We start from the raw sequence: 20498 nt of genomic DNA, 5'->3' as shown, positions 1-20498 counted from the left end.
GCCTACAATTCCCGCATGAACCCAGATCATCGCGCCGGCCACGTCGCCGTCATCGGCCGTCCCAACGTCGGCAAGTCGACCCTGACCAACGCGCTGGTCGGGGCCAAGGTCAGCATCGTCTCGCCGCGCCCGCAGACCACGCGTCATCGCCTGCTCGGCATTGCGACCTTCCCGGAAGGTCAGTTGGTGCTGGTCGACACGCCCGGCCTGCACCGCGACCAGGGCGCTTCGACCGCAAGCGCGATGCATCGCTGGATGAACCGCGCGGCACGCGGCGCGCTCGCGGGCGTGGACGTCGCCCTGCTGGTGGTGCGCGCCGGCCAGTGGGACGAGGCCGATACGTTCGCCTACGAAGCGCTACGGGGCGCCGGCCTGCCGGTGATCCTGGTGGTCAACCAGGTCGATCGGCTCAAGGACAAGACCGTCCTGCTGCCGTACCTGGGCAAGATCAGCGAAGGCCGCGACTTTGCCGGCGTGCATCCGATATCCGCGCTCAAGCGCAAGGGCCTGGAGGCGCTGGTCAAGGACGTGCTCCAACATTTGCCCGCGCAGGAGGCGCTCTTTGGCGAGGACGAGATCACCGACAAGAGCCAGCGTTTCCTCGCCGGCGAGATGGTCCGCGAACAGCTGATGCGCCAGCTCGGCGAAGAGCTGCCGTACGCGACCACGGTCGAGGTCGAGAGTTTCGCCGTCGACGGGTCCATGCTGCGCATCGGTGCGGTGATCTGGGTCGAACGCGATGGCCAGAAGGCGATCGTGATCGGCAAGGGCGGCGAGCGCCTGCGCGAGATCGGCACCAAGGCGCGGCAACAGATGGAGCGCTTGTTCGACGCCAAGGTGTTCCTGGAAACCTGGGTCCGCGTGCGCGAGGGCTGGTCGGACGACGAGGCGGCGCTGCGGACGTTCGGGTATCACGATTGAAGGCCGGGACTCGGGACTCGGGACCCGGGACTCGGGGGAGCGACAGCAACGGCATCTCTCATTCCGAGCGCAGCGAGGGACCTGCTGTTCGTCTTGGTGGCTTCGAGCCAGAAGCAGATTCCTCGCTGCGCTTGGATGACAGGGTTTAGCCTTTCCCGAGTCCCGAGTCCCGAGTCCCGAGTCCCGAGTCCCGAGTCCCGAGTCCCGAGTCCCGAGTCCCATGCGCCTGACCGCCGAACCCGCCTTCGTCCTGCATGCGCGCCCGTGGCGCGAGACCAGCCTGCTGGTCGAGGTGCTCAGTGCGCGACATGGGCGGCTCGGGCTGGTCGCGCGCGGGGTGCAGGGGCCCAAGCGGCAGGTGCTGCGGGCGGCGTTGCAGCCGTTGCAGTCGATCCGTTTCGATGCCGTGCTGCGTGGCGAGCTGGCACGGCTGGTCTCGGCCGAGGCGCTGGATGTCGCGCCCAGGTTGGGTGGCGAGGCGATGCTGGCGGGGTTCTATCTCAACGAGGTGACGCTGCGGCTGGCGCCGAGGCAGGAGCCGCAGCCGGACCTGTTCGTGGCCTATGCGATCACCCGCGAGCGCCTGCGCGCGGGCGAGCCACTGGGGTGGACACTACGGCGCTTCGAGCGCGACCTGCTGGAGGCGCTCGGTTTCGGTTTCGACTGGCACCACGACGGCGACGGGCAGGCGATCGATCCGGCCGCGCGCTACCGGCTCGACCCCGAACAAGGCCCCCGGCGGCTGCTCAGCGACAGAGGCGCGGCCGACCGCGCCGGCGCGGCGACCGGCCAGGCGTTGCTGTGCCTGGCGCGCGACCGCGAGCCGGCGAGCGAGGACCTCAGTGGCCTGCGCCGCGCGATGCGGGGCGTACTGGCGCATCACCTGGGCCCGCGCGGGCTGAAGTCGTGGGAGATGCTGGGGGAGCTGGCGCGGGTCGCGCCGAAGCCGCCTGCGCCGGACCCAGGCAACCCAGTTTGCTGAAGCGACCCGTACGGTAGAGCGGAGCTTGCTCCGCTGCACCCGGCACCCGGCGCAGTCGAGTACCTAGGCCCGCCGGCCGAGCGCGGCAGGCTGCGCTGGCGCATCTTCAGGGCAGCCGCGCCAACGGATGTGCATTGGCTCAATCACCCGCGCCGTGGCTGTCGAGCGTCTCGTACACCGCTTGCGTGAAGCCCTTGCACAGCCCCTCCTGTCGCGGCTGCAACGCCAACGCGTGCACCGCGGCGGCGAGGCGGCTGGCACCTACAAAGCCGCAGCTGGCCCTCAGCTTGTGCAGCTCCTGCTGCGCCTCGAGAACATCGCCGCGCCGAAGGGCCTCGCCGATGCGTGTGCCGGCCTGCGCCAGTTCCTGCAGGAACAGCCCGCGCAGGACCTGCACGTGCTCGCGGTTGCCGTTGAGTGCGAGCGCGGCGCCATCATCGTCCCATAGCGGCATGGGCCCCTCGTGCGGCGATGGCCCGATCGCCTCCGGCGCAGCCGCAAGCCCCAGCACGCCGCGTATCGCCGCCTGCACGGCGGCAGCGGGCAAGGGCTTGACCACGACATCGGCGAAGCCGGCCGCACGCAGCGCTGCATGCGTGGACGGCTCGCTGCACGCGGTGTGTGCGAGCGCCGGCGTATCCGCGTGCCGTTCGCGCAGCTGCCGCAACAGTTCGATGCCCGAGCCGTCGGGCAGCTGCGCATCGAACAACCACAGGTCGTAGGGCTCGCCATCGGCGAGCGCCAGTGCGGCCGACATGCAGTCGGCGCTGTCGGTTTCGGCCGGGGTGCGCACGGCGGCGGCAGTCAGGAATGCGCGGCTGGTCGGGTCGTCCTCGACCAGCAGCACGCGCGGGCAGGTTGCAGGTTTCATGACCGTTTCGCTTGCCGCTGGGTATCCTGCCGCCATGTCGCGAGCGATCTTACGCCTGCTGTTGCCGTGTGTGTCGCTGTGCGCCGCGCTGGTGGCGGGCGATGCGCAGGCGCGCACGATGAGCGCGCGCATCGCGCGGGTGATCACCCCGGTGGCGACACTGGAGTCGGTGCAGCTGCATCTGGAGTGGCCGGCGCACGCGCCGCATGGACAGTTGCGCTTGCAGGCCGGCCGCGTGCATGCACCGGAGCTGGGCTACCGCTTCGGCGATCTCGACTGGCGCTGCCCGTTGCAACGGGACGGGCAGGGCGGCTGGCGCTGCGAAGGCGAATTGCGCGGCGGCGCCGGCGCGCCGATGCGATTGGCGCTGGCGTTCGACCCGGTGCGTACCGAGGCGGCGCTGGGCCGCGGCAACGCCCGGATCGAACTGCACCGCAATGCCGCAACTCCCGAAACGACCCGGCTCGACCTGACCCGCGTCCCGCTGGCGTGGACCCAGGCGCTGTTGCGCCAGGCGTGGCCGCAGGCGCGCATCACCGGCGGCCGGCTCGATGGGCAACTCACGATCACCGCGGCCGGTGCCGGGCCGCTGCGGGTCGCCGGGCCGCTGCAGCTGACCGCCGCCGCGCTGGATACCGAGGACGGCCGCATCGCGGCCCAGGACCTCGGGGCGCGCATCGAGCTGGACGCAGCATTCGGCGACCAGGACCGGGTGCGGATCGACGGGGCGTTGCGCGGCGGCGAACTGCTGTTCGGCACCAGCTACATCTCGTTGCAGCAACGCCCCGTCGGCCTGCAGATCGTGGCGGCCCGGCATCTGCAGCAGGGCTGGCGGCTGCCACGGCTGCATTGGCGCGACGGCGACATTCTCTCCGCCACCGGCAGCGCGGCTTTGTCGACCGAGGCCGGATTGCGCGACCTCGACCTGCACCTGCGCAGCGCGGACCTCGGCGCGCTCGCCGATGCCTACCTCTCGGGCTGGCTCGGCGTGGCCGGCCTGGGCGGGCTGCAGCTGGATGGATCGGCCCGGGCGCAGCTGCGCATGAGCGACGGGGTGCTGCGCGAGGCCGCCATTGACCTTGCCGATGCGAGCATCGAAGACCCCGGCGGGCGCTTCTCGTTCGCCGGCCTGCGCGGCGATGTGCGGTACTCGGCGCAGCAGCCGGTCAGCAGCGAACTGCGCTGGCGCTCCGGCTCGCTGTACGGGCTGGCGTTCGCCGGCGGCCAGCTGCCCTTTGCCAGCGGTGGCGGCGAACTGCGACTGCGGCAACCGGTCGTGCTGCCGATGCTCGGCGGCCGTGCCCGCTTCGAGCACTTGCAGGTCCGTCCGCCCTCGCCGGAGCAGCGCCTGGACATCCGCTTCGGCCTGCAGCTCGAAGCGCTCGACGTGGCCCAGCTGGCGCAGGCGCTCGACTGGCCGGCGTTCACCGGCACGCTCAGCGGCCGCATCCCGCAGGCGCAGTATCGCGATGACAGGCTGACCTTCGATGGCGGGCTGTCGATGCAGCTGTTCGGCGGCGACGTGAGCGTGTCCTCGCTGGCGATGGATCGGCCGTTCGGAGTCGCGCCGACACTCTCAGCCGACATCGTGATCGATGATCTCGACCTCGAATCGGTGACCGGCGTATTCGGCTTCGGCAGCATCACCGGCAAGCTCGACGGCCGGATCAAAGGGCTGCGCCTGGTCAACTGGCAGCCGACCGCGTTCGACGCCGCGTTCCAGACCGATCGCACCCGTGGCGTGCGCCAGCGCATCAGCCAGCGCGCGGTGCAGGACCTGTCCAGCGTCGGCGACGCCTCATTCGCCGGCAGCCTGCAGTCGCAACTGATCGGCCTGTTCGACGACTTCGGCTATTCGCGCCTCGGCATCGCCTGCACGCTGGTCGACGAGGTCTGCACGATGGGCGGACTCGGTCCGGCGCCGGCCTCCGGTTCAGCAGCGACCGGCTTTACTATCGTGCGCGGTTCGGGGCTGCCGCGGCTCACCGTAGTGGGTTACAACCGGCGCGTGGACTGGCCGATCCTGGTCGAGCGGCTGGCGGCGGTGGGGTCGGGCGAGGTCACCCCGGTTGTAGAGTGACGTGGCGCCGGCCCGGACCGGCGGTAATCTGGCCGGCGGTAGTCTGACAATCCAGGAGAGAGATCATGCGTCGATGGATGGGTATTCCGCTTGCTGCCGTGCTGCTGACGGCCTGCGTCACGATCAACGTATATTTCCCGGCCGCCGAGGCCAAGGAAGCGGCCAGGGAGTTCGTCGACAACGTCATCGGCGATGACGCCCAGCCGGCCACCGATAGCGACAACGGCGATCCCAGTGCCGCGCTCGACCGGCGCATCGATTGGCTCGCGCTGGTCGGCATCGGCAGCGCGCATGCGCAGTCGCGGCCGGACATCACCATCAGGACCCCCGCGATCCAGGCGATCCAGGCGCGCATGGCGGCGCGTTTCGACTCGCAGCTGCGTGCCGGCTTCGACGCCGGCGCGCTGGGCTTCGCCGCCGACGGCACCATCGTCGTGCGCGACGCCAGCAAGCTCGCACTGAAGGACCGCGTCGCGGTCAACCAGGCGGTGGCCGACGACAACCGCGACCGCCGCGCGGTGTACCGCGAGGTCGCGGTAGCCAATGGCCATCCCGAGTGGGAGTCGCAGATCCGCGACGTGTTCGCCCGCCAGTGGATCGCCAGCGCGCGCCCGGGCTGGTGGTACCAGAGCGGCGGGAGCTGGCAGCAGAAGTGATGCTGGCGGCAGCCGCCGGGTTGTACCGGCGGCTGCCGCGGGTCGTCCCCAATGGGACTTCTTTCGGAGCGTAGGAGCGGCTTCAGCCGCGATCGGATGCATGGCGCCAGTCCGGGCCTGGATCGCGGCTGAAGCCGCTCCTACATCCGCACCGGCGTCCGTGGCAGCTGGTCGGGCAGCACCGCGGGCGGGGCTCTGCGACAATGCGCGCCCCCTGATTGCCCCCGCCGTGCCCGTGGCCCGCATCGACCAGACCCCCTTTGAAGCCGAAATCACCGCCCTGACCCACGACGGCCGCGGCGTCGCGCGCCGTCCCGACGGCAAGGCGGTGTTCGTCGCCGGGGCGTTGCCGGGCGAGCGCGTGATGGCGTCGCAGACCCGGCGCCACCGCAGTTTCGACGAGGCCAGGACCGTGGAGGTGCTGCAGGCCGCGCCCGAGCGCGTGGCGCCGCGCTGCGAGCACTTCGGCGTCTGCAGCGGCTGCGCGCTGCAGCACTTCGATGGGACCGGGCAGATCCTCGCCAAGCAGCGCGTGCTGATGGACAACCTGGAGCGCATCGGCCATGTCACCCCGGAACGCGTACTGGCGCCGCTGACCGATGCGGCCTGGGGTTACCGGCGCAAGGGGCGTTTGTCGGTGCGGCGGGTCGAGAAGAAGGGCAAGACGCTGGTCGGCTTCCGCGAAACCGATCCACGCTTCGTCGCCGACATCGCCGCATGCCACACCGTGATCCCGCAGATCGGCGAGCGCATCGGTGCGCTGGCGGCGCTGGTCGACAGCCTGCAGGCGCGAAGCGACATCCCGCAGATCGAATTCATCGCCGGTGATCCCATCCCCGGCGCCGACGGTGACGCCCACAGCGGCATCGCGCTGACGTTCCGCCACATGACGCCGCTATCGGATGCCGACCAGGCGGCGATCGTCGCATTTGCACAGGCGCACGACTTCGCGGTGTTCCTGCAGCCCGGCGGTGTCGACAGCGTGCACCCGCTGTGGCCGGTCGAGCCGAAGCTGAGGTTCTCGCTGCCGCAGTGGGACCTGGAGTTCGCGTTCCGCCCGCTGGACTTCATCCAGGTCAACGCCGGGCTCAACGGCAAGATGATCGCCAGTGCGCTCGAGCTGCTCGATGCGCAGCCGCACGACCGCGTGCTCGACCTGTTTGCCGGCCTGGGCAATTTCACTTTGCCGCTGGCGCGCAGCGTGCGCGAGGTGGTCGGCGTCGAAGGCGAGGCGGGGCTGGTGCAGCGCGCCCGCGACAACGCCATGCGCAATGGCATCGCCAACGCGCAGTTCCATGCCGCCGACCTGGCCAAGGATCTGAGCGAGGAGTCGTGGATGCGCGAGGGCTTCGATCGCCTGCTGCTGGACCCGCCGCGCTCGGGCGCCGACTTCGTGCTGACCCAGCTGCCGCTCAAACAGTTCAAGCGGATCGTCTACGTCAGCTGCCATCCGGCCTCGCTGGCGCGTGATGCCGGTTATCTGGTCAACCAACGCGGCTGGAAACTGCGCGCGGCGGGAGTGATGGACATGTTCCCGCATACCGCGCATGTGGAGTCGATTGCGATGTTTGAGCCGCGCCAGGCCTAGACTCGTTTGCGATGCTCTGTGTCGCGCCGCCGCGCGCGGCGTTACTGGCTCGCCGGGTTTTTCCTTTCCGGCGGGGGCAAGCGGTAGGAGCGGCTTCAGCCGCGATCAAAAACGGCAGGGCGAACGATTTTCTGATCGCGGCTGAAGCCGCTCCTACATGACACCGGTATTCCATGCCCATCGAGATCGAACGCAAATTCCTGGTCACTGGCGACGGCTGGCGCGCGGCGGCGCACAAGGTGGTGCCGATGGCGCAGGGGTATCTCAACGACCTGGCCGCGATGGATGCACAGGCGGAGGGACGCAGTGCAATGAAGGCATCGGTCCGCGTGCGCATCGCGGGCGAGGCGGCGTTCCTCAATCTGAAATCGCGCGAGCTCGGCCACACGCGGCAGGAGTTCAATTACCCGATCCCGCTCCAGGACGCACGCGACCTGCTCGGTCTGAGTGTCGGCGGCCTGATCGACAAGCGCCGCCACTACGTCGAGCACGCGGGACATCTGTGGGAGGTCGACGAATTCCTGGGCGCCAACGCGGGGCTGGTGGTGGCCGAGATCGAACTGGCGTCCGCCGATGCGGTGTTCGAGCGCCCGGGATGGGTTGGCGCGGAAGTCACCGACCACGTGCGCTACTACAACCTCGCGCTGGCGACGCGGCCGTATGCGTTGTGGAGCGAGGACGAGCGTGGCGGCCCCGCCGTGCACCTGTAGGAGCGGCTTTAGCCGCGATCTGTAAATCGGGCGACCGACCGGCCGATCGCGGCTGAAGCCGCTCCTACAAAGGCGTGCTGACGCCACCGGCCGGCGAACTGCGCGACAATGCGGGCGGGCGCTTCCGGCGCCCTTTCCTGAACACCGCAAGGACATCCGCATGCTCGTAATCGGCGTCGCCGGAACCGAACTCACCGCGCAGGAGCGCGACTGGCTGCAGCACGATGCCTGCGCCGGCGTGATCCTGTTCACCCGCAATTTCGCCTCCAGGGCGCAGGTTGCGGAGCTGTCGCAGGCGATCCGCGAGGCCGCACCGCGCCCGCAGCTGGTCTGTGTCGACCAGGAGGGCGGCCGCGTGCAGCGTTTCCGCGAGGGCTATAGCGCACTGCCGCCGCTAGAAAGCTTCGGCACGCAATATGCCCAGGATGCCCAGGCCGCGCTTGATCTGGCCGAGCAGCATGCCTGGCTGATGGCCAGCGAGATCAAGGCCAGCGGCGTCGACCTGAGCTTCGCACCGGTGGTCGACCTGGGCCGCGGCAATCGCGCGATAGGCGATCGTGCATTCTCGGAAGACCCCCAGGTGGTGGCCGAGCTCACCCGCGCCTACGTGAGCGGCATGCATGCCGCCGGCATGGCCGCCACGCTCAAGCATTTCCCCGGCCATGGCTCGGTGCTGGCCGACACCCATTTTGACGATGCGGTCGATCCGCGTGGGCTCGAGGAGCTCCGCGCGCTTGATCTGGTGCCGTTCGTCGCCGGGGTCGAGGCCAAGGCCGACGCGGTGATGATGGCGCACGTGGTCTACCCGGCCGTTGCGCCGGAGCCGGCGGGGTATTCGAAGCGCTGGATCGAGCAGATCCTGCGTGGCGATCGCGCTTCTGGCGGGCTTGGCTTCCGCGGCGTGGTGTTCAGCGACGACATCGGCATGGCCGCGGCGTTCTCCGCCGGCGGCGTCAAGGCGCGCGTGGACCTGCATCTGGACGCCGGCTGCGACGTGGTGCTGGTCTGCCATCCCGAGCTGGTCGAGGAGTCGCTGGCGGCGGTCGAGGGCCGCACGCTCAACACCATGGCGCTGGCCGGGCTGATCGGCCGCGGCGCGATGGGCTGGGACGGGCTGCTGGCCGACGGCGCCTATGGCGAGACCCGCGACCGCATGGAAGGGCTCGCATGATGGGCGACGATAGGCAATCCGGCGACGCCGCAGCCAACGGGGGGACAGCCGGTGCCGACCTGCAGGCGGCGCTGGCCAACGCCGACCTGATCCACGACCGCCAGACCCTGGAGCGCGCGATCGCACAGATGGCGGTGCGCGTGCACGGCGATTATGCCGGTGGCGTGGCGGCTCCTGGCGGCGGCGATGACGCCCGCCCGGTGTTCCTGACGGTGATGCACGGCGGCCTGATATTCGCCGCGCAACTGGCCGTGGAACTGGGTGCCCTGGGGCTCGACCTGGAGTTCGACTACCTGCATGCCACCCGCTACCGCGGCGCCACCTCGGGCGGCGAACTGGTGTGGAAACACCGTCCGGCCACCCTGCTGCGTGGCCGCCGCGTGCTGCTGGTCGACGACATCGTCGACGAGGGCCACACGCTGGCCGCGGTTGGCCGGTGGTGCCATGAGCAGGGCGCCGCCGAGGTGCGCATCGCCGCGCTGACGGTCAAGGCGCACGACCGCTGCGTACCCGGGGTGCGCGCGGATTACGTCGGGGTCGAGGTGCCGGACCGGTATGTGTTCGGTTACGGCATGGATTACCACGAGAAAGGCCGCAACCTGCCGGCGATCTACGCGCTGCGGGAGTAATCCCCCGCACTGTGCTCGCGAGGTTGGCGATGCCGGATGGCGGGTAAGCACGGGCGTGACCGGTGCTTCCGCGCCAGCCCATGTCAGTGCGGTGGTGTCAGCGCCGTCGGCGCCCAGGCCTGTGGCGTGACGATCTCGAACAGCCCCTCGCGCAGCGCGCGGCGGGCGAGTGCGAGGACCGCACCATCGCGGCTGACCAGCCAGCGCGCGCCCGATGCGTGCGCCAGCTGCAGGAACTTCTGGTCGTCGGGATCCGCGCAGCGCGGGAGCGTCTGCATGTCGGACGAGGCCGTGCTCGGCAGTTGCAACACCAGCGCATCGAATTGCCCGGTCAGTGCGGCGCGCACCTCATCGGTCAGCCGCAACTGCGGGTAGTGCAGCACCCGCAGCCATTCCTCGCGGCAGGCCTGATCGGTCACCGCCAGCACGCCTCCCGCGTGCAGCGCGGCGCGCAAGTCGGCGGCGCGCGGATCACCGAACAGCCACAGGTCCAGGCAGACGTTGGTGTCGAGCACCACCCGCGGCACCGCCGCCATCGCGCGGGCGTGTGGGTCGATCAACCCAGTGCGTCGCGGGTTTGCGCCGAAGCGATCAGCCACCGGTCCCATGCAATGCGCATGACTCAGTCGCCCAGGTGCACCACGACCAGGCCGCTACGGATCTCGGTCGAACCGATCCGGCGTGTGCCGATGCGGTCCAGCAGGCTGTTGTCGAGGCGGTATACCGGCTCCTCGCGGGCATAGTCGGCCAGCCAGCTGTTGAGCAGCTGGCGCGAGGTGGTGTTCATGACACCGCCGAGCGCCGCCAGGTCGACGTGCTCGATCGCCGGTTCCTGCAGGTGCAGCCCGCGCGTGGCCGGATCGAAGCGCAGCGCGCTGGTCAGCGCGAAGCGACCGCGCGGCTGCGTGCTGTCGCTGCCGAGCGCGCCCAGGCCGACGTCGAAGTCCAGCCGCAGCCGGTTGCTGCCGGTGGGGATCGACAGCCGCGGATTCATCAGCGTCAACGAGACCAGCCCGCCGAGGCGATCGTATTGCCGGGGAAAATTGCGGTTGAGCGACTGCTGCAATTGCGGCTGGGTGAAGCTGACCTGGTTGCCGAGCAGGGCGCCGACCGCATTGAGCGTCGAGCAAGCGGCGAGCAGCAAGGCGGCGAGCAGCAGCAGGGCGAGTTGGAGCGCGGCGGCCTTGCGCATGGCGAGATATCCGGGTGGGCGAGACCGATAGCTTACGCAGCCGCGGTGGACGAGGGGTCGTTGCCGGCGCCAGCTTGCGTAGGCGGGCTGAAAAGACCAGCGCCGAGCCCGCCCGCACAGTGTTGCCAGAACCGCCGGGGCTGGCAGCCTGGCCCGTCGCGAGGCTAGCGGTCCGGCTCGCCCGCTGCGAGTGCCTCCCGGGCCGCGGCGGCGCGCAGACGCGGCAGCGGGTCCACCGCGCCGCCCTCGCCGTAGATGCCGTAGTGCAGGTGCGGCGACGTGCCGCGCGCGTTGCCGGTGTCGCCGACGATGCCGAGTTCGTCGCCCGGCCACACCAGGTCGCCGCTGGACAGGCCCGCGGTCCAGTCGTCCAGATGCGCGTAGTAGTGGCGCTCGCGGGCCGGTCCCATCACCCACACCTGCTTGCCACCGAGTCCGGTCTCGCGCACCGAACTCACCACTCCGCGCGTGGCGCTGAGGACCGGCGTACCGCGCGCGGCGAAGATGTCGACGCCAGCGTGGCTACGCTCCTGGCCGCGCGGGGCGCCGAAGGTATCGGCGACCGCGCCGGGGACGACGCCCTGCACCGGCACCGGCAGTTCGCTCGGCACCGGCATCCGGCTGATCTCGAGCACCGTGCGTGGATAGGCCATGAATGGCTGGTGCCAGGCCCAGTAGGCGAACGTTGCCAGTGCCCCGAATACCAGCACGGTGGTGACCAGCGATTTCGCGGCGGGGCCGTAATCGCGGCGCGGCGGGGGTGCGGGCTCGGCCATGGCGCCACGCTAGGGGCGCGACGCGCACAGCCACGTCAACACATACGCGCAGCGTTCACGCGGCGCTGACCCCGTGGCAACGAGTGGCGCGGTAGCGTGGCGCGGTAGCCCACTGGAGCCGCCCGCCATGAACATCGTCCTGCGCACCATCGCACTGGCCACCGCGCTGGGTCTGGCCGGGGCCGCCACCGCCCAGGAGGTGAACCTGCGCGGCGTGCTCAGCGGCGGCAATGTGATCTCGGCCACCGAGTCACCCGCCACCGGCGAGGTCGCCGCGGTGCTGGCCGAAGACGGCACCCTGCAGCTGGACCTGGTCTTCGCCGGACTCGAACCGGGCGCGACCGGCGCGGCGCTGCACACCGGCAGGTACAACGAGAACGGCCCGGCGGTGGCGGATCTGGATGTCGAGACCGGCGCCACCGAAGGCCGCATCGCCGGTGCGCAGCTCTCGCTGACACCGCTCGTGGCCGCCGACGTGCGCGCCGGCGAGAGCTATGTCGTGATCAGCACGATTGAGGACCCCGCCGGCGCGGTCCGCGGGCAATTGATGCCGCAGCCGGCGCGCCTGGGCGATACGCCTCCCGCGGCAGCGCAAATGCCGGTGCCGGCCGCGCCCGCGGTCGAACCCGCGCCGGTGGAGGAGGCAGCACCGGTGGAGGAGGCAGCACCGGTGGAGGAGGCAGCGCCAGTGGACGAGCCCGAGGAGGACGAATGAGTTTCGCCCCGAAACCTACCGGCCCCACGAGTCGAAGGCTCGGCTGACCGTAGGCTGGGCTGACAAGCCCAGCACCTTGGCGCACTCCGGTATCGGGTTGCTGGGCTTGTCAGCCCAGCGTGCGGTTTCTTGCACTCATCGCCGCTTCCACGGGCGCCGTGGCGGCACCCAGCGCCAGGTCAGCAACACCAGCAACGCGAACCCGGTGTAGGCGGCGACGAATGCCCACGCCGGCGCCTCGAAGAAGATCACCCGCGACAGCCAGTGCTCGATGAACGAGCCGGAATAGGCCGCCTGCCCGGCGCGCCCGCGCAGCGCCTGCTCCCACAGCGTCAGCGGGCACACCGCACCCAGCCAGGCCTGCCCCGCGACGAACCCCATCAGCAACAGGTGCACGATGCGCAGCCCGAAGCCGCGTACCCAGCGCCAGCCGCGTCGGCCGCCGATCAGGAACAGGCACTCGCCGATCACCACGAAGCCGACAACCGCCACGTGGGCGGCCAGGATCGCGTCGGCCAGCACCCCGGCCATGGCAGGCGACAGCACGCTCAAACCGGCACCTGAGCGACGATCCTCGCCATCGGCGCTCAATCCTCCTCGTGCTTCGGCTTGTAGGCACCAACCAGCTTCTGCTGAACATTTGCCGGCACCGGCTCGTAGTGGCTGAAGTCCAGTGAATAGCGCCCGCGTCCGGCGGTCACCGATTTCAGCTCGGCCGCGTAGCCTTCCAGTTCCGACAGAGGCACCTGCGCCTTGACCACGATCTCGCTGCTGCGGGCCGCGTCGGTGCCGTTGATGCGCGCGCGCTTGCTGGCGAGCCCGCCGCTGATGTCGCCCATGTGCTGCTCCGGCGCGTGGACTTCCAGGTCGACGATCGGTTCGAGCACCTGCGGCCGGGCCTTCGAGACCGCATCGAGGAACGCCTTCTTGCCGGCGGCGACGAACGCCACCTCCTTGCTGTCGACCGGGTGATGCTTGCCGTCGAACACGATCACGCGCACGTCCTGCATCGGATAGCCGGCCAGCGCGCCGGCCTGCATCGCCTGGCGCACGCCCTTCTCGACCGCCGGCAGGAACTGGCCGGGAATCGTGCCGCCCTTGACCTCGTCGACGAACGCGAAGCCCTCGCCGCGCGGCAGCGGCTCGATGCGCAGGAACACCTCGCCGAACTGTCCGGCGCCGCCGGTCTGCTTCTTGTGGCGGTGGTGCCCTTCGGCGTGGCCGCTGACGGTCTCGCGATAGGCGATGCGTGGCGGGCGCGAACTCACCTCCAGGCCGTACCTGTCCCTGAGCCGGTCCAGGTTGATGCGCAGGTGCAGGTCGGACAGGCCGCGGACCACGGTCTCGTTGGTCTCCACCTCGTGTTCGACGATGAAACACGGGTCCTCCTCGGCGAGCTTGTGCAGCGCGGTGGCGAGCTTCTGCTCCTGCCCCTTGCTCGCCGCTTCGACCGCCAGGCCGAACATCGGCCGGGGGAAGTCCAGCGCGGCGAGGTGGATGTGGTCCTCGTCATGGCTGTCATGCAGCACCGCGTCGAAATGCAGGTCCTCGACCTTGGCCACCGCGGCGATGTCGCCGGGGATCGCCTGCTCGATCTCGATGTGCTCCTTGCCGCGCAGCTTGAACAGGTGGCCGACCTTGAACGGCTTGCGGCCATCGTCGACGAACAGCTGCGTGTCCTTGCGCACCGTGCCCTGGTAGACGCGGAACACGCCCAGCTTGCCGACGAACGGGTCGTTGGCGATCTTGAATACGTCGGCGATCACGTGCGCGTCCGGGTCGGGCATGGCGGTGATCGGCTGCGCATCGGCGCCATGGCCTTTCAGGAACGGCGGCGGGTTGGCTTCGCCGGGATGCGGGAACAGCCGCTCGGCGACATCGAGCAGTTCACCGACGCCCACGCCGCTGCGCGCCGAACAGAACAGCACCGGCACCAGGTGGCCCTCGCGCAGGCATTGCTCGAACGCATCGTGCAGCTCCTTGCCCGACAGCCCGCCCTCGCCGAGGTCGAGGTAGCGCTCCATCACGGTCTCGTTGATCTCCACGACCTGGTCGATGATCTTCTGGTGCCAGTCGGCGACCGGGCCCAGGTCGCTGACTCCATCAAGCGTGTTTCCGTCGGCCTGGCCGAAGCAATCGACGACGTGGGTGCCGCCGTCGGCCGGCAGGTTCAGCGGCAGGCATTCGTTGCCGAAGGTCTCGCGCAGTTCATCGAGCACGCGCGCTGGGGTATTTCCCGAAGTGCCGTCGTGGTCGATCTTGGTGATCACCACCACCCGGCAGAGTTTTCGGGCTTTCGCGTGGGCCATCATGCGCCGCGCGCCGTATTCGATGCCGCTGTCGGCGGCGATCACGACCATCACTGTTTCCACCGCCGCCAAGGCCGACAGCGCGGGGCCGCGGAAGTCGGGATAGCCCGGGGTGTCGATCAGGTTGATGTGGGTGCCACCGTGATCGATGCCTGCGATCGCGGCATCGAGCGAATGACCGCGCTCTTTCTCGATCGGATCGAAGTCGGACACGGTGCTGCCGCGTTCGATCGTGCCTGCCGTCGGGACGGTGCCGCCGGCGTGCAGCAGGGCTTCGAAGAGCGTGGTTTTGCCGGCGGCGGGGTGGCCTGCCAGGGCCACATTGCGGATGGAGGTGGTGTCGTAGGACATGAGCGGACTTCTCCCTGCGGAAGGGTGGGAAGGCCGTCATGGCTGTCCGCGCTGCGCGACCGAGCGGAGGCGCTCGGCGGGCGGTCATGGCGGGGGCCGGCGCGGGCGCCGGAACCGCAAGAGTCCCGCAGCGGGTGGGGCCGGTCAAGATGCCGGACTGCTTTTGTCTCCCTCGCTTGCGTAAGGGGAGGAACCCAGCGCCAAGCGCCACGCGCTGCTAACGGCACCGCCGCTACGCTGGCCCCCCTTTCAAACCTGGAGCCACACCATGGGCATTTCCCGTCACGCCACCGCGCACTGGGAGGGCGACCTCAAGAGCGGCAAGGGCCAGCTCGGCACGCCGCAAAGCGGAGTACTGGACAACACCCCCTACGCCTTCAGCAGCCGCTTCGGCGACGAGAAAGGCACCAACCCCGAGGAACTCATCGCCGCCGCGCACGCCGGCTGCTTCGCCATGGCGTTGTCGGCCAAGTTGACCGAGGCCGGCCACCCGCCGGACCGGCTCGACAGCCGCGCCGAGGTCGACCTGTCGATGGAGGACGGGCCGGCGCTGTCGCAGATCCGGCTGAAGGTCGAGGCCCGGGTGCCGGGGATCGACGAGGCAAAGTTCCAAGCCATTGCCGAGGACGCCAAGCGCAATTGTCCGGTGTCGAAGGCACTGAGTGCGGTGCCGATCAGTTTGCAGGCCAGGCTGGCCTGACGGGGGCAGGGTCACACCACTTGACCGAGCCGCGTCGCTGTCGGTGCGCTAAACCTCTTCACGGCTCCTTCATCAGGTTCAGGTGGGGTTCGCGCAGGCCCACCGACGATCAGTCACGCGCCGTGTCGGCGCAGGGAGATCCGCCATGAACCGACCATCCGCCACGATCCTGGCGTTCGCGCTGATCGCCGCCGCCGGCACTGCCTCGGCGCAGTCGCTCTATCTGCAGGAGGGCTACGGCGGGCAGGAGGGCTACGGTTGGCCCGGACGCTATGACCAGAGCCACGATGCGCACTACGATTACGCACGGGTGCTGCGGGTGGACCCGGTGTTCGACCGCTACCGCAACCAGCCCGTCAGCGGCCGGCGTTGCTACCAGCGCGATACCTACCTGGATCCGCACGACTCCTACGGCGGGCCCGACCATCCCGGCGGCTACGCCGGCGACGGCCGTGGTGACGACTACTACGACAACGACTATCGCGGCTCCTACGACCCCTACGACCGCTACCCGCGCAGCGGCGGCAGCGAAGGTGGCCGCACCGTCGCGACCGTGATCGGCGGCGTGCTGGGTGCGGTGATCGGCAGCCAGGTCGGCGGCGGCAGCGCACGCTATGCGACCTCGGCGATCGGCACCATGGTCGGCGGCGTCGCCGGCCGCGAGATCTACGAGCACAACCAGCGCACCCGCCGCCACACCGGTACCGTGCGCGTCTGCGACCCGGTCCCGGTCGATGGCTACCACGGCGCCGGGGTCCGCGCGGTCAGCGCCTACGACGTGACCTACGAGTACGCCGGCCGCAGCTACGTCACCCGCACCGACTACCACCCCGGCGACCGCATCCGCGTGCGGGTCGACGTGCGGCCGGAGTAGCGCCCAGCGGACTTGGTGCCAGACCCGTAATGCGGAGCCCGTAGTGCCGAGCTCGCTCGGCAGCAAGAACCAACGCCCCCGCGAGACAGCCAAGGCATCGTTCGAAGCACGTCATGCGAAGCCGCCCGAACAAGCTCGGCTCTACCAGTCGATCTCCCCGCGGATCACGCTGCACACCCGGCCGCCCGACCAGACCTCGCCGTCCGCATCCACCCGCAACTGCAGCCGTGCATCGAACCCGACCTCGCGGCCTTGGCTGGCGACATAACGTCCCCCGTGCCCGGGCAGTGCATCGTTGTGCTTCAGCCACGCCGCCAGCGTCGCGTTGGCGGCGCCGGAGGCCGCATCCTCGAACTGCGCCGGCGCACCGACGAAGGCGCGTACCACCAGGTCGTAGTCATGGCCGCCATCGGCACGCGCGAACGCACACAGGCCCATGCTCCCGGTCTGCTCGGCCAGCTGGCCGATCGCCGCCCAGTCCGGCGCAGCCTCGCGCAAGGCAGTCTCATCGCTCAGCTCGGCCAGCCACCAGCAGCGCCCGCCGTCGACCAGCGCCGGCGGCAATGCGCCCAGCGAGCACCCCGCGAGCGCTGCGGCCAGACGCGGATCATCGGCACTGGCGACCTCGACCACCCGCGCCCGCGGCGTGCGCACTGCGATCGTGCGGGTGGCGCCTTCGCCCTCGACCACCAGCGGCAGAACTCCGGCCAGCCCCTCCTGCAGCAAGCGGCCATCGCGCAGCGTCGCCAGCCCGCATTCGAGCACCGCATGCGCGGTACCGACGCTGGGGTGCCCGGCAAACGGCACCTCCCGGCGCGGGCTGAACATCCGCACCCGGTAACTGGCGCCCGGCTGTGTCGGTGGGAACACGAAGGTGGTTTCCGGCAGCCGTGTCCAGCGCGCGATCGCCTGCATCTGGGCGTCATCCAGGCCCTGCGCCTGGGGGATCACGGCCAGCGGGTTGCCGGCGCCGGGGCGGTCGGCGAATACATCCAGTTGCAGGTAGCGGCGAGCTGTCATGCCGAGGCGGTCCGGTGAGGTTGGTTTGGTGGAGCGGAGGCGGCGTGGTGGCCATGCGAGCGATGGCCGCCTTCCAGTGCGATGGCGCCGTTGCGGTTGCGGCAGCGCACCGGGCCGGCTCGATCCGCGCACGTTCGACTAGAATTGCGTATTCGCACCGGTCCTGCGGCGCGGCGCGTCATTCTAGGGGTTGTCGGCGGAGGCTACCGAAAAACCCGCGGGACCTTCGATCGACGGGGGGCCGCCGGGGGAGGGGTTTGGCTTCGCCCGGGGTGGTCGCGCGCGCCGGGCCCGAGCTTTCCTCATTCTTTCAGACGTTATCAACCGGGGCAGTGTGGTGGCACAAGCGCAACGTTGGGTCGTACTCAAGTTCGGCGGCACCTCGGTGTCCCGCCGCGACCGTTGGGACACCATCGGGCAGCTGGCCGCCGAACGCGTGGCCGGGCAGGACGTGCGCGTGCTGGTGGTGGTCTCGGCGCTGTCCGGGGTCACCAACGAGCTGCAGGCGATCTGCAACGGCGACGACATCGATGCGCGCATTGCCGCACTGGTCGAGAGGCACCGTGCGTTCTGCGCCGAACTCGGGCTCGATGGCGATGCCGTGCTCGGCGAGCGCCTGGACGCGTTGCAGGCACTGGCGCGCGATTCGCGCGCCACCGAGCGCACGCTGGCCTGGCAGGCCGAGGTGCTGGGGCAGGGCGAGCTGCTGTCCTCCACGCTCGGCGCGGCGTACCTGGCATCGCAGGGCCTGGATTTCGGCTGGTGCGATGCGCGCGAGTGGCTCCAGGCCATCGCACTGCCCAACCAGAGCGACTGGGCGACGCGGCTGGCGGTCAACTGCCGGCGCGAGGGCGATGCGGACTTCGCCGAGCGGTTCGCGCGCCAGCCCGCGCGCATGCTGATCACCCAGGGCTTCATCGCGCGCCACGGCGACGGCGGCACCGCGGTGCTCGGTCGCGGCGGCTCCGACACCTCGGCCGGCTACTTCGGCGCGCTGCTCAAGGCGCAATGCGTGGAAATCTGGACCGACGTGCCCGGCATGTTCAGCGCCAACCCGCGCGAGGTGCCCGAGGCGCGCCTGCTCACGAGGCTGGACTACGCCGAGGCGCAGGAAATCGCCACCACCGGCGCCAAGGTGCTGCACCCGCGCTCGATCGCGCCCTGCCGCGACGCCGGCGTGCCGATGAAGATACTCGACACCGAACGGCCCGACCTGCCGGGCACCCGTATCGACGCAAGCGCAGTGACCGTGCCCGGTGTCAAGGCGATCAGCCGGCGCAACGGCATCGTGCTGGTGTCGATGGAGAGCATCGGCATGTGGCAGCAGGTCGGCTTCCTGGCCGACATCTTCGAGCGCTTCCGCGCGCACGGGCTGTCGGTCGACCTGATCGGCTCGGCGGAAACCAACGTCACCGTCTCACTCGATCCCAGCGAGAACCTGGTCAGTGGCAACGTGCTGGAGGCACTCGCGGCCGACCTGTCGGAAGTGTGCCGGGTCAAGGTGATCGCGCCATGCGCGGCGATCACCCTGGTCGGGCGCGGCATGCGCTCGCTGCTGCACCGGCTGTCGGACACCTGGGCGACGTTCGGCCGCGAACGCGTGCACCTGATCTCGCAATCGTCCAACGACCTCAACCTGACGTTCGTGATCGACGAGGCCGACGCCGATGGCCTGCTGCCGCAACTGCATGCCGAGTTGATCCGCGGCGGCGCCATGCCGGTGCGCGAGGCCAGCGTGTTCGGCCCGAGTTGGCACGAGATCGCATACGGCAGGCCGCAGCGGCGCGCGCCTTGGTGGCTGGGCGCAGAGGCTGAGCTCCTGGCCAAGGCGCGGGCCGGCACCCCGTGCTATGTCTACGATCTGGCGACCGTGCGCGAGCGCGCGCGCGAGCTGAGCGGCACGACCGCCATCGATCGCTGCTACTACGCGATCAAGGCCAACCCGCACCCGGCGATCCTGCGCACCCTCGCCGATGAAGGCTTCGGGCTGGAGTGCGTATCGCTGGGCGAGCTCGAGCACGTCTTCGCGACCCTGCCCGGGCTGTCGCCGCAGCGCGTGCTGTTCACCCCGAGCTTCGCGCCGCGGCGAGAGTACGAGGCGGCATTCGCATTCGGCGTCACCGTCACCCTGGACAACATCGAGGCGTTGCAACGTTGGCCGGAGGTGTTCCGCGGCCGCACGTTGTGGCTGCGGCTAGACCTCGGCCACGGCGACGGCCATCACGAGAAGGTGCGCACCGGCGGGGCCGCGGCCAAGTTCGGGCTGCCGGTCGCGCGCTTGGAGGCGTGCCTGGCGGAGACGCGCAAGCTCGGCATCCGCATCAGCGGCCTGCACGCGCACCTGGGCAGCGGCATCGAGGACCCGCTGCACTGGCGCGGGGTCTACGCCCATCTCGCCGGGCTCGCCGACCAGGTCGGCACGATCGAGACGATCGACATCGGCGGCGGTCTGCCGGTCGCGTACACGCCCGATGCACCGGACTTCGATCTTGCCCGCTGGCGCGACGGCCTGGACCAGATCGAGGCCGCGTATCCGCGCTACGGCCTGGTGATCGAGCCGGGCCGCTACCTGGTTGCCGAGAGCGGCGTGCTGTTGCTCACCGTCACCCAGGTGGTGGAGAAGGACGGCATCCGCCGCGTCGGCTGCGATGCCGGAATGAACGCGCTGATGCGCCCGGCGATGTACGACGCCTACCACGGCATCCACAACCTGAGCCGCCTCGGCGATGGCGAGTCCGTGGCGAGGTTCGACATCGTCGGTCCGATCTGCGAGAGCAGCGACGTGCTCGGCCGCGGCCGGTCCCTGCCGGCGGCCACCGGCGAAGGCGACGTGCTGCTGGTCGCCGACGCCGGCGCCTACGGCATGGTCATGGCGCACACCTACAACCAGCGGGCGCTGCCGGCGGAGGACGTGATGTAGGCGGGTTTCAACCCGCCGCTTTCTTGCGGCAGC

At 70.0% G+C, this 20498-nt stretch carries 19 protein-coding genes; 12 read left to right on the top strand and 7 right to left on the bottom strand.

What is annotated here, in order from left to right; all coding sequences use genetic code 11:
• Nucleotides 1-15: 15 nt before the first annotated feature.
• Nucleotides 16-921 carry a GTPase Era gene (era, locus tag ACJQWM_RS06250; protein WP_332704737.1) on the top strand — a complete coding sequence of 302 codons (906 nt, stop codon included), beginning with the start codon at nt 16-18 and terminating at the stop codon, nt 919-921.
• Nucleotides 922-1141: 220 nt separating this feature from the next.
• Nucleotides 1142-1903: a DNA repair protein RecO gene (recO, locus tag ACJQWM_RS06245; protein WP_332704739.1), complete on the top strand. Its 762-nt coding sequence runs from the start codon at nt 1142-1144 to the stop codon at nt 1901-1903.
• Nucleotides 1904-2042: 139 nt separating this feature from the next.
• Here the strand turns inward: recO and ACJQWM_RS06240 are convergent, their stop codons facing one another.
• Nucleotides 2043-2774, bottom strand: coding sequence for a response regulator (locus ACJQWM_RS06240; RefSeq protein WP_332704741.1), 732 nt, complete (start codon nt 2772-2774; stop codon nt 2043-2045).
• A gap of 34 nt (nt 2775-2808) precedes the next feature.
• Between ACJQWM_RS06240 and ACJQWM_RS06235 the strand changes: the two genes are divergently transcribed.
• The 6 genes from ACJQWM_RS06235 (at nt 2809) to ACJQWM_RS06210 (ending at nt 9608) form a co-directional block, all read left to right on the top strand.
• Nucleotides 2809-4854: a hypothetical protein gene (locus ACJQWM_RS06235; protein WP_332704743.1), complete on the top strand. Its 2046-nt coding sequence runs from the start codon at nt 2809-2811 to the stop codon at nt 4852-4854.
• A 65-nt stretch (nt 4855-4919) separates the two neighbouring features.
• The gene (locus ACJQWM_RS06230; protein WP_332704745.1) at nt 4920-5510 is read left to right on the top strand and encodes a YdbL family probable chaperone protein; all 591 of its coding nucleotides are present in this window, start codon (nt 4920-4922) and stop codon (nt 5508-5510) included.
• Between the two features lie 235 nt (nt 5511-5745).
• Nucleotides 5746-7098 (top strand): 23S rRNA (uracil(1939)-C(5))-methyltransferase RlmD, encoded by a 1353-nt coding sequence (gene rlmD, locus ACJQWM_RS06225; RefSeq protein WP_332704747.1) that lies wholly within the window; start codon nt 5746-5748, stop codon nt 7096-7098.
• A gap of 173 nt (nt 7099-7271) precedes the next feature.
• Entirely contained in the window at nt 7272-7808 is a 537-nt protein-coding gene (locus tag ACJQWM_RS06220; RefSeq protein WP_332704749.1) for a CYTH domain-containing protein, read from the top strand.
• 160 nt (nt 7809-7968) lie between these two features.
• Complete coding sequence (gene nagZ, locus ACJQWM_RS06215; protein WP_332704751.1) at nt 7969-8979, top strand: beta-N-acetylhexosaminidase; 1011 nt, start codon at nt 7969-7971, stop codon at nt 8977-8979.
• Complete coding sequence (locus ACJQWM_RS06210) at nt 8979-9608, top strand: hypoxanthine-guanine phosphoribosyltransferase (RefSeq protein WP_332704813.1); 630 nt, start codon at nt 8979-8981, stop codon at nt 9606-9608. The genes nagZ and ACJQWM_RS06210 overlap by 1 nt, the downstream gene beginning before the upstream one ends.
• A gap of 83 nt (nt 9609-9691) precedes the next feature.
• Here the strand turns inward: ACJQWM_RS06210 and ACJQWM_RS06205 are convergent, their stop codons facing one another.
• The 3 genes from ACJQWM_RS06205 to ACJQWM_RS06195 form a co-directional block, all read right to left on the bottom strand.
• Nucleotides 9692-10168 carry a putative toxin-antitoxin system toxin component, PIN family gene (locus ACJQWM_RS06205; RefSeq protein ID WP_332704753.1) on the bottom strand — a complete coding sequence of 159 codons (477 nt, stop codon included), beginning with the start codon at nt 10166-10168 and terminating at the stop codon, nt 9692-9694.
• Nucleotides 10169-10230: 62 nt separating this feature from the next.
• The gene (locus tag ACJQWM_RS06200; RefSeq protein WP_332704755.1) at nt 10231-10800 is read right to left on the bottom strand and encodes a YceB family lipoprotein; all 570 of its coding nucleotides are present in this window, start codon (nt 10798-10800) and stop codon (nt 10231-10233) included.
• A gap of 164 nt (nt 10801-10964) precedes the next feature.
• Nucleotides 10965-11576, bottom strand: coding sequence for a M23 family metallopeptidase (locus tag ACJQWM_RS06195; RefSeq protein ID WP_332704757.1), 612 nt, complete (start codon nt 11574-11576; stop codon nt 10965-10967).
• A gap of 127 nt (nt 11577-11703) precedes the next feature.
• Here ACJQWM_RS06195 and ACJQWM_RS06190 point away from each other — a divergent pair, with 127 nt between their 5' ends.
• Nucleotides 11704-12291: a CHRD domain-containing protein gene (locus ACJQWM_RS06190; RefSeq protein WP_332704759.1), complete on the top strand. Its 588-nt coding sequence runs from the start codon at nt 11704-11706 to the stop codon at nt 12289-12291.
• 135 nt (nt 12292-12426) lie between these two features.
• Here ACJQWM_RS06190 and ACJQWM_RS06185 read toward each other — a convergent pair whose 3' ends face one another.
• Together ACJQWM_RS06185 and fusA are read right to left on the bottom strand one after the other, a co-directional pair.
• A complete protein-coding gene (locus tag ACJQWM_RS06185; protein ID WP_332704761.1) occupies nt 12427-12837 on the bottom strand; it encodes a DUF2784 domain-containing protein in 411 nt (136 codons plus the stop codon).
• 41 nt (nt 12838-12878) lie between these two features.
• The gene (gene fusA, locus ACJQWM_RS06180; RefSeq protein ID WP_332704763.1) at nt 12879-14951 is read right to left on the bottom strand and encodes an elongation factor G; all 2073 of its coding nucleotides are present in this window, start codon (nt 14949-14951) and stop codon (nt 12879-12881) included.
• Nucleotides 14952-15219: 268 nt separating this feature from the next.
• On the opposite strand from fusA, the gene ACJQWM_RS06175 reads away from it, so the two are divergent.
• Nucleotides 15220-15651 (top strand): OsmC family protein, encoded by a 432-nt coding sequence (locus ACJQWM_RS06175; RefSeq protein ID WP_332704765.1) that lies wholly within the window; start codon nt 15220-15222, stop codon nt 15649-15651.
• A gap of 145 nt (nt 15652-15796) precedes the next feature.
• The gene (locus ACJQWM_RS06170; protein ID WP_332704767.1) at nt 15797-16525 is read left to right on the top strand and encodes a glycine zipper 2TM domain-containing protein; all 729 of its coding nucleotides are present in this window, start codon (nt 15797-15799) and stop codon (nt 16523-16525) included.
• A 141-nt stretch (nt 16526-16666) separates the two neighbouring features.
• On the opposite strand, the gene ACJQWM_RS06165 is transcribed toward ACJQWM_RS06170, so the two are convergent.
• Nucleotides 16667-17545, bottom strand: a complete 879-nt coding sequence (locus tag ACJQWM_RS06165; RefSeq protein ID WP_332704769.1) for a PhzF family phenazine biosynthesis protein — start codon at nt 17543-17545, stop codon at nt 16667-16669.
• Nucleotides 17546-17879: 334 nt separating this feature from the next.
• On the opposite strand from ACJQWM_RS06165, the gene ACJQWM_RS06160 reads away from it, so the two are divergent.
• Entirely contained in the window at nt 17880-20465 is a 2586-nt protein-coding gene (locus ACJQWM_RS06160; protein WP_411306720.1) for a bifunctional aspartate kinase/diaminopimelate decarboxylase, read from the top strand.
• Nucleotides 20466-20498: the final 33 nt, after the last annotated feature.

It is taken from the genome of Novilysobacter longmucuonensis (assembly GCF_046600735.1).
GTDB classification, from domain to species: Bacteria; Pseudomonadota; Gammaproteobacteria; order Xanthomonadales; family Xanthomonadaceae; genus Novilysobacter_A; species Novilysobacter_A longmucuonensis.
The sequence above is the reverse complement of the archived record's forward strand: the minus strand, read 5'-3'. Positions and strand labels throughout refer to the sequence as shown.

What these genes read in the sequence shown, in the direction of transcription:
- era (WP_332704737.1), top strand. Translation starts at nt 16, where the DNA reads ATGAACCCAGATCATCGCGCCGGCCACGTCGCCGTCATCGGCCGTCCC.
- recO (WP_332704739.1), top strand. Translation starts at nt 1,142, where the DNA reads ATGCGCCTGACCGCCGAACCCGCCTTCGTCCTGCATGCGCGCCCGTGG.
- ACJQWM_RS06240 (WP_332704741.1), bottom strand. Translation starts at nt 2,774, where the DNA reads ATGAAACCTGCAACCTGCCCGCGCGTGCTGCTGGTCGAGGACGACCCG.
- ACJQWM_RS06235 (WP_332704743.1), top strand. Translation starts at nt 2,809, where the DNA reads ATGTCGCGAGCGATCTTACGCCTGCTGTTGCCGTGTGTGTCGCTGTGC.
- ACJQWM_RS06230 (WP_332704745.1), top strand. Translation starts at nt 4,920, where the DNA reads ATGCGTCGATGGATGGGTATTCCGCTTGCTGCCGTGCTGCTGACGGCC.
- ACJQWM_RS06220 (WP_332704749.1), top strand. Translation starts at nt 7,272, where the DNA reads ATGCCCATCGAGATCGAACGCAAATTCCTGGTCACTGGCGACGGCTGG.
- nagZ (WP_332704751.1), top strand. Translation starts at nt 7,969, where the DNA reads ATGCTCGTAATCGGCGTCGCCGGAACCGAACTCACCGCGCAGGAGCGC.
- ACJQWM_RS06210 (WP_332704813.1), top strand. Translation starts at nt 8,979, where the DNA reads ATGGGCGACGATAGGCAATCCGGCGACGCCGCAGCCAACGGGGGGACA.
- ACJQWM_RS06200 (WP_332704755.1), bottom strand. Translation starts at nt 10,800, where the DNA reads ATGCGCAAGGCCGCCGCGCTCCAACTCGCCCTGCTGCTGCTCGCCGCC.
- ACJQWM_RS06195 (WP_332704757.1), bottom strand. Translation starts at nt 11,576, where the DNA reads ATGGCCGAGCCCGCACCCCCGCCGCGCCGCGATTACGGCCCCGCCGCG.
- ACJQWM_RS06190 (WP_332704759.1), top strand. Translation starts at nt 11,704, where the DNA reads ATGAACATCGTCCTGCGCACCATCGCACTGGCCACCGCGCTGGGTCTG.
- fusA (WP_332704763.1), bottom strand. Translation starts at nt 14,951, where the DNA reads ATGTCCTACGACACCACCTCCATCCGCAATGTGGCCCTGGCAGGCCAC.
- ACJQWM_RS06175 (WP_332704765.1), top strand. Translation starts at nt 15,220, where the DNA reads ATGGGCATTTCCCGTCACGCCACCGCGCACTGGGAGGGCGACCTCAAG.
- ACJQWM_RS06170 (WP_332704767.1), top strand. Translation starts at nt 15,797, where the DNA reads ATGAACCGACCATCCGCCACGATCCTGGCGTTCGCGCTGATCGCCGCC.
- ACJQWM_RS06165 (WP_332704769.1), bottom strand. Translation starts at nt 17,545, where the DNA reads ATGACAGCTCGCCGCTACCTGCAACTGGATGTATTCGCCGACCGCCCC.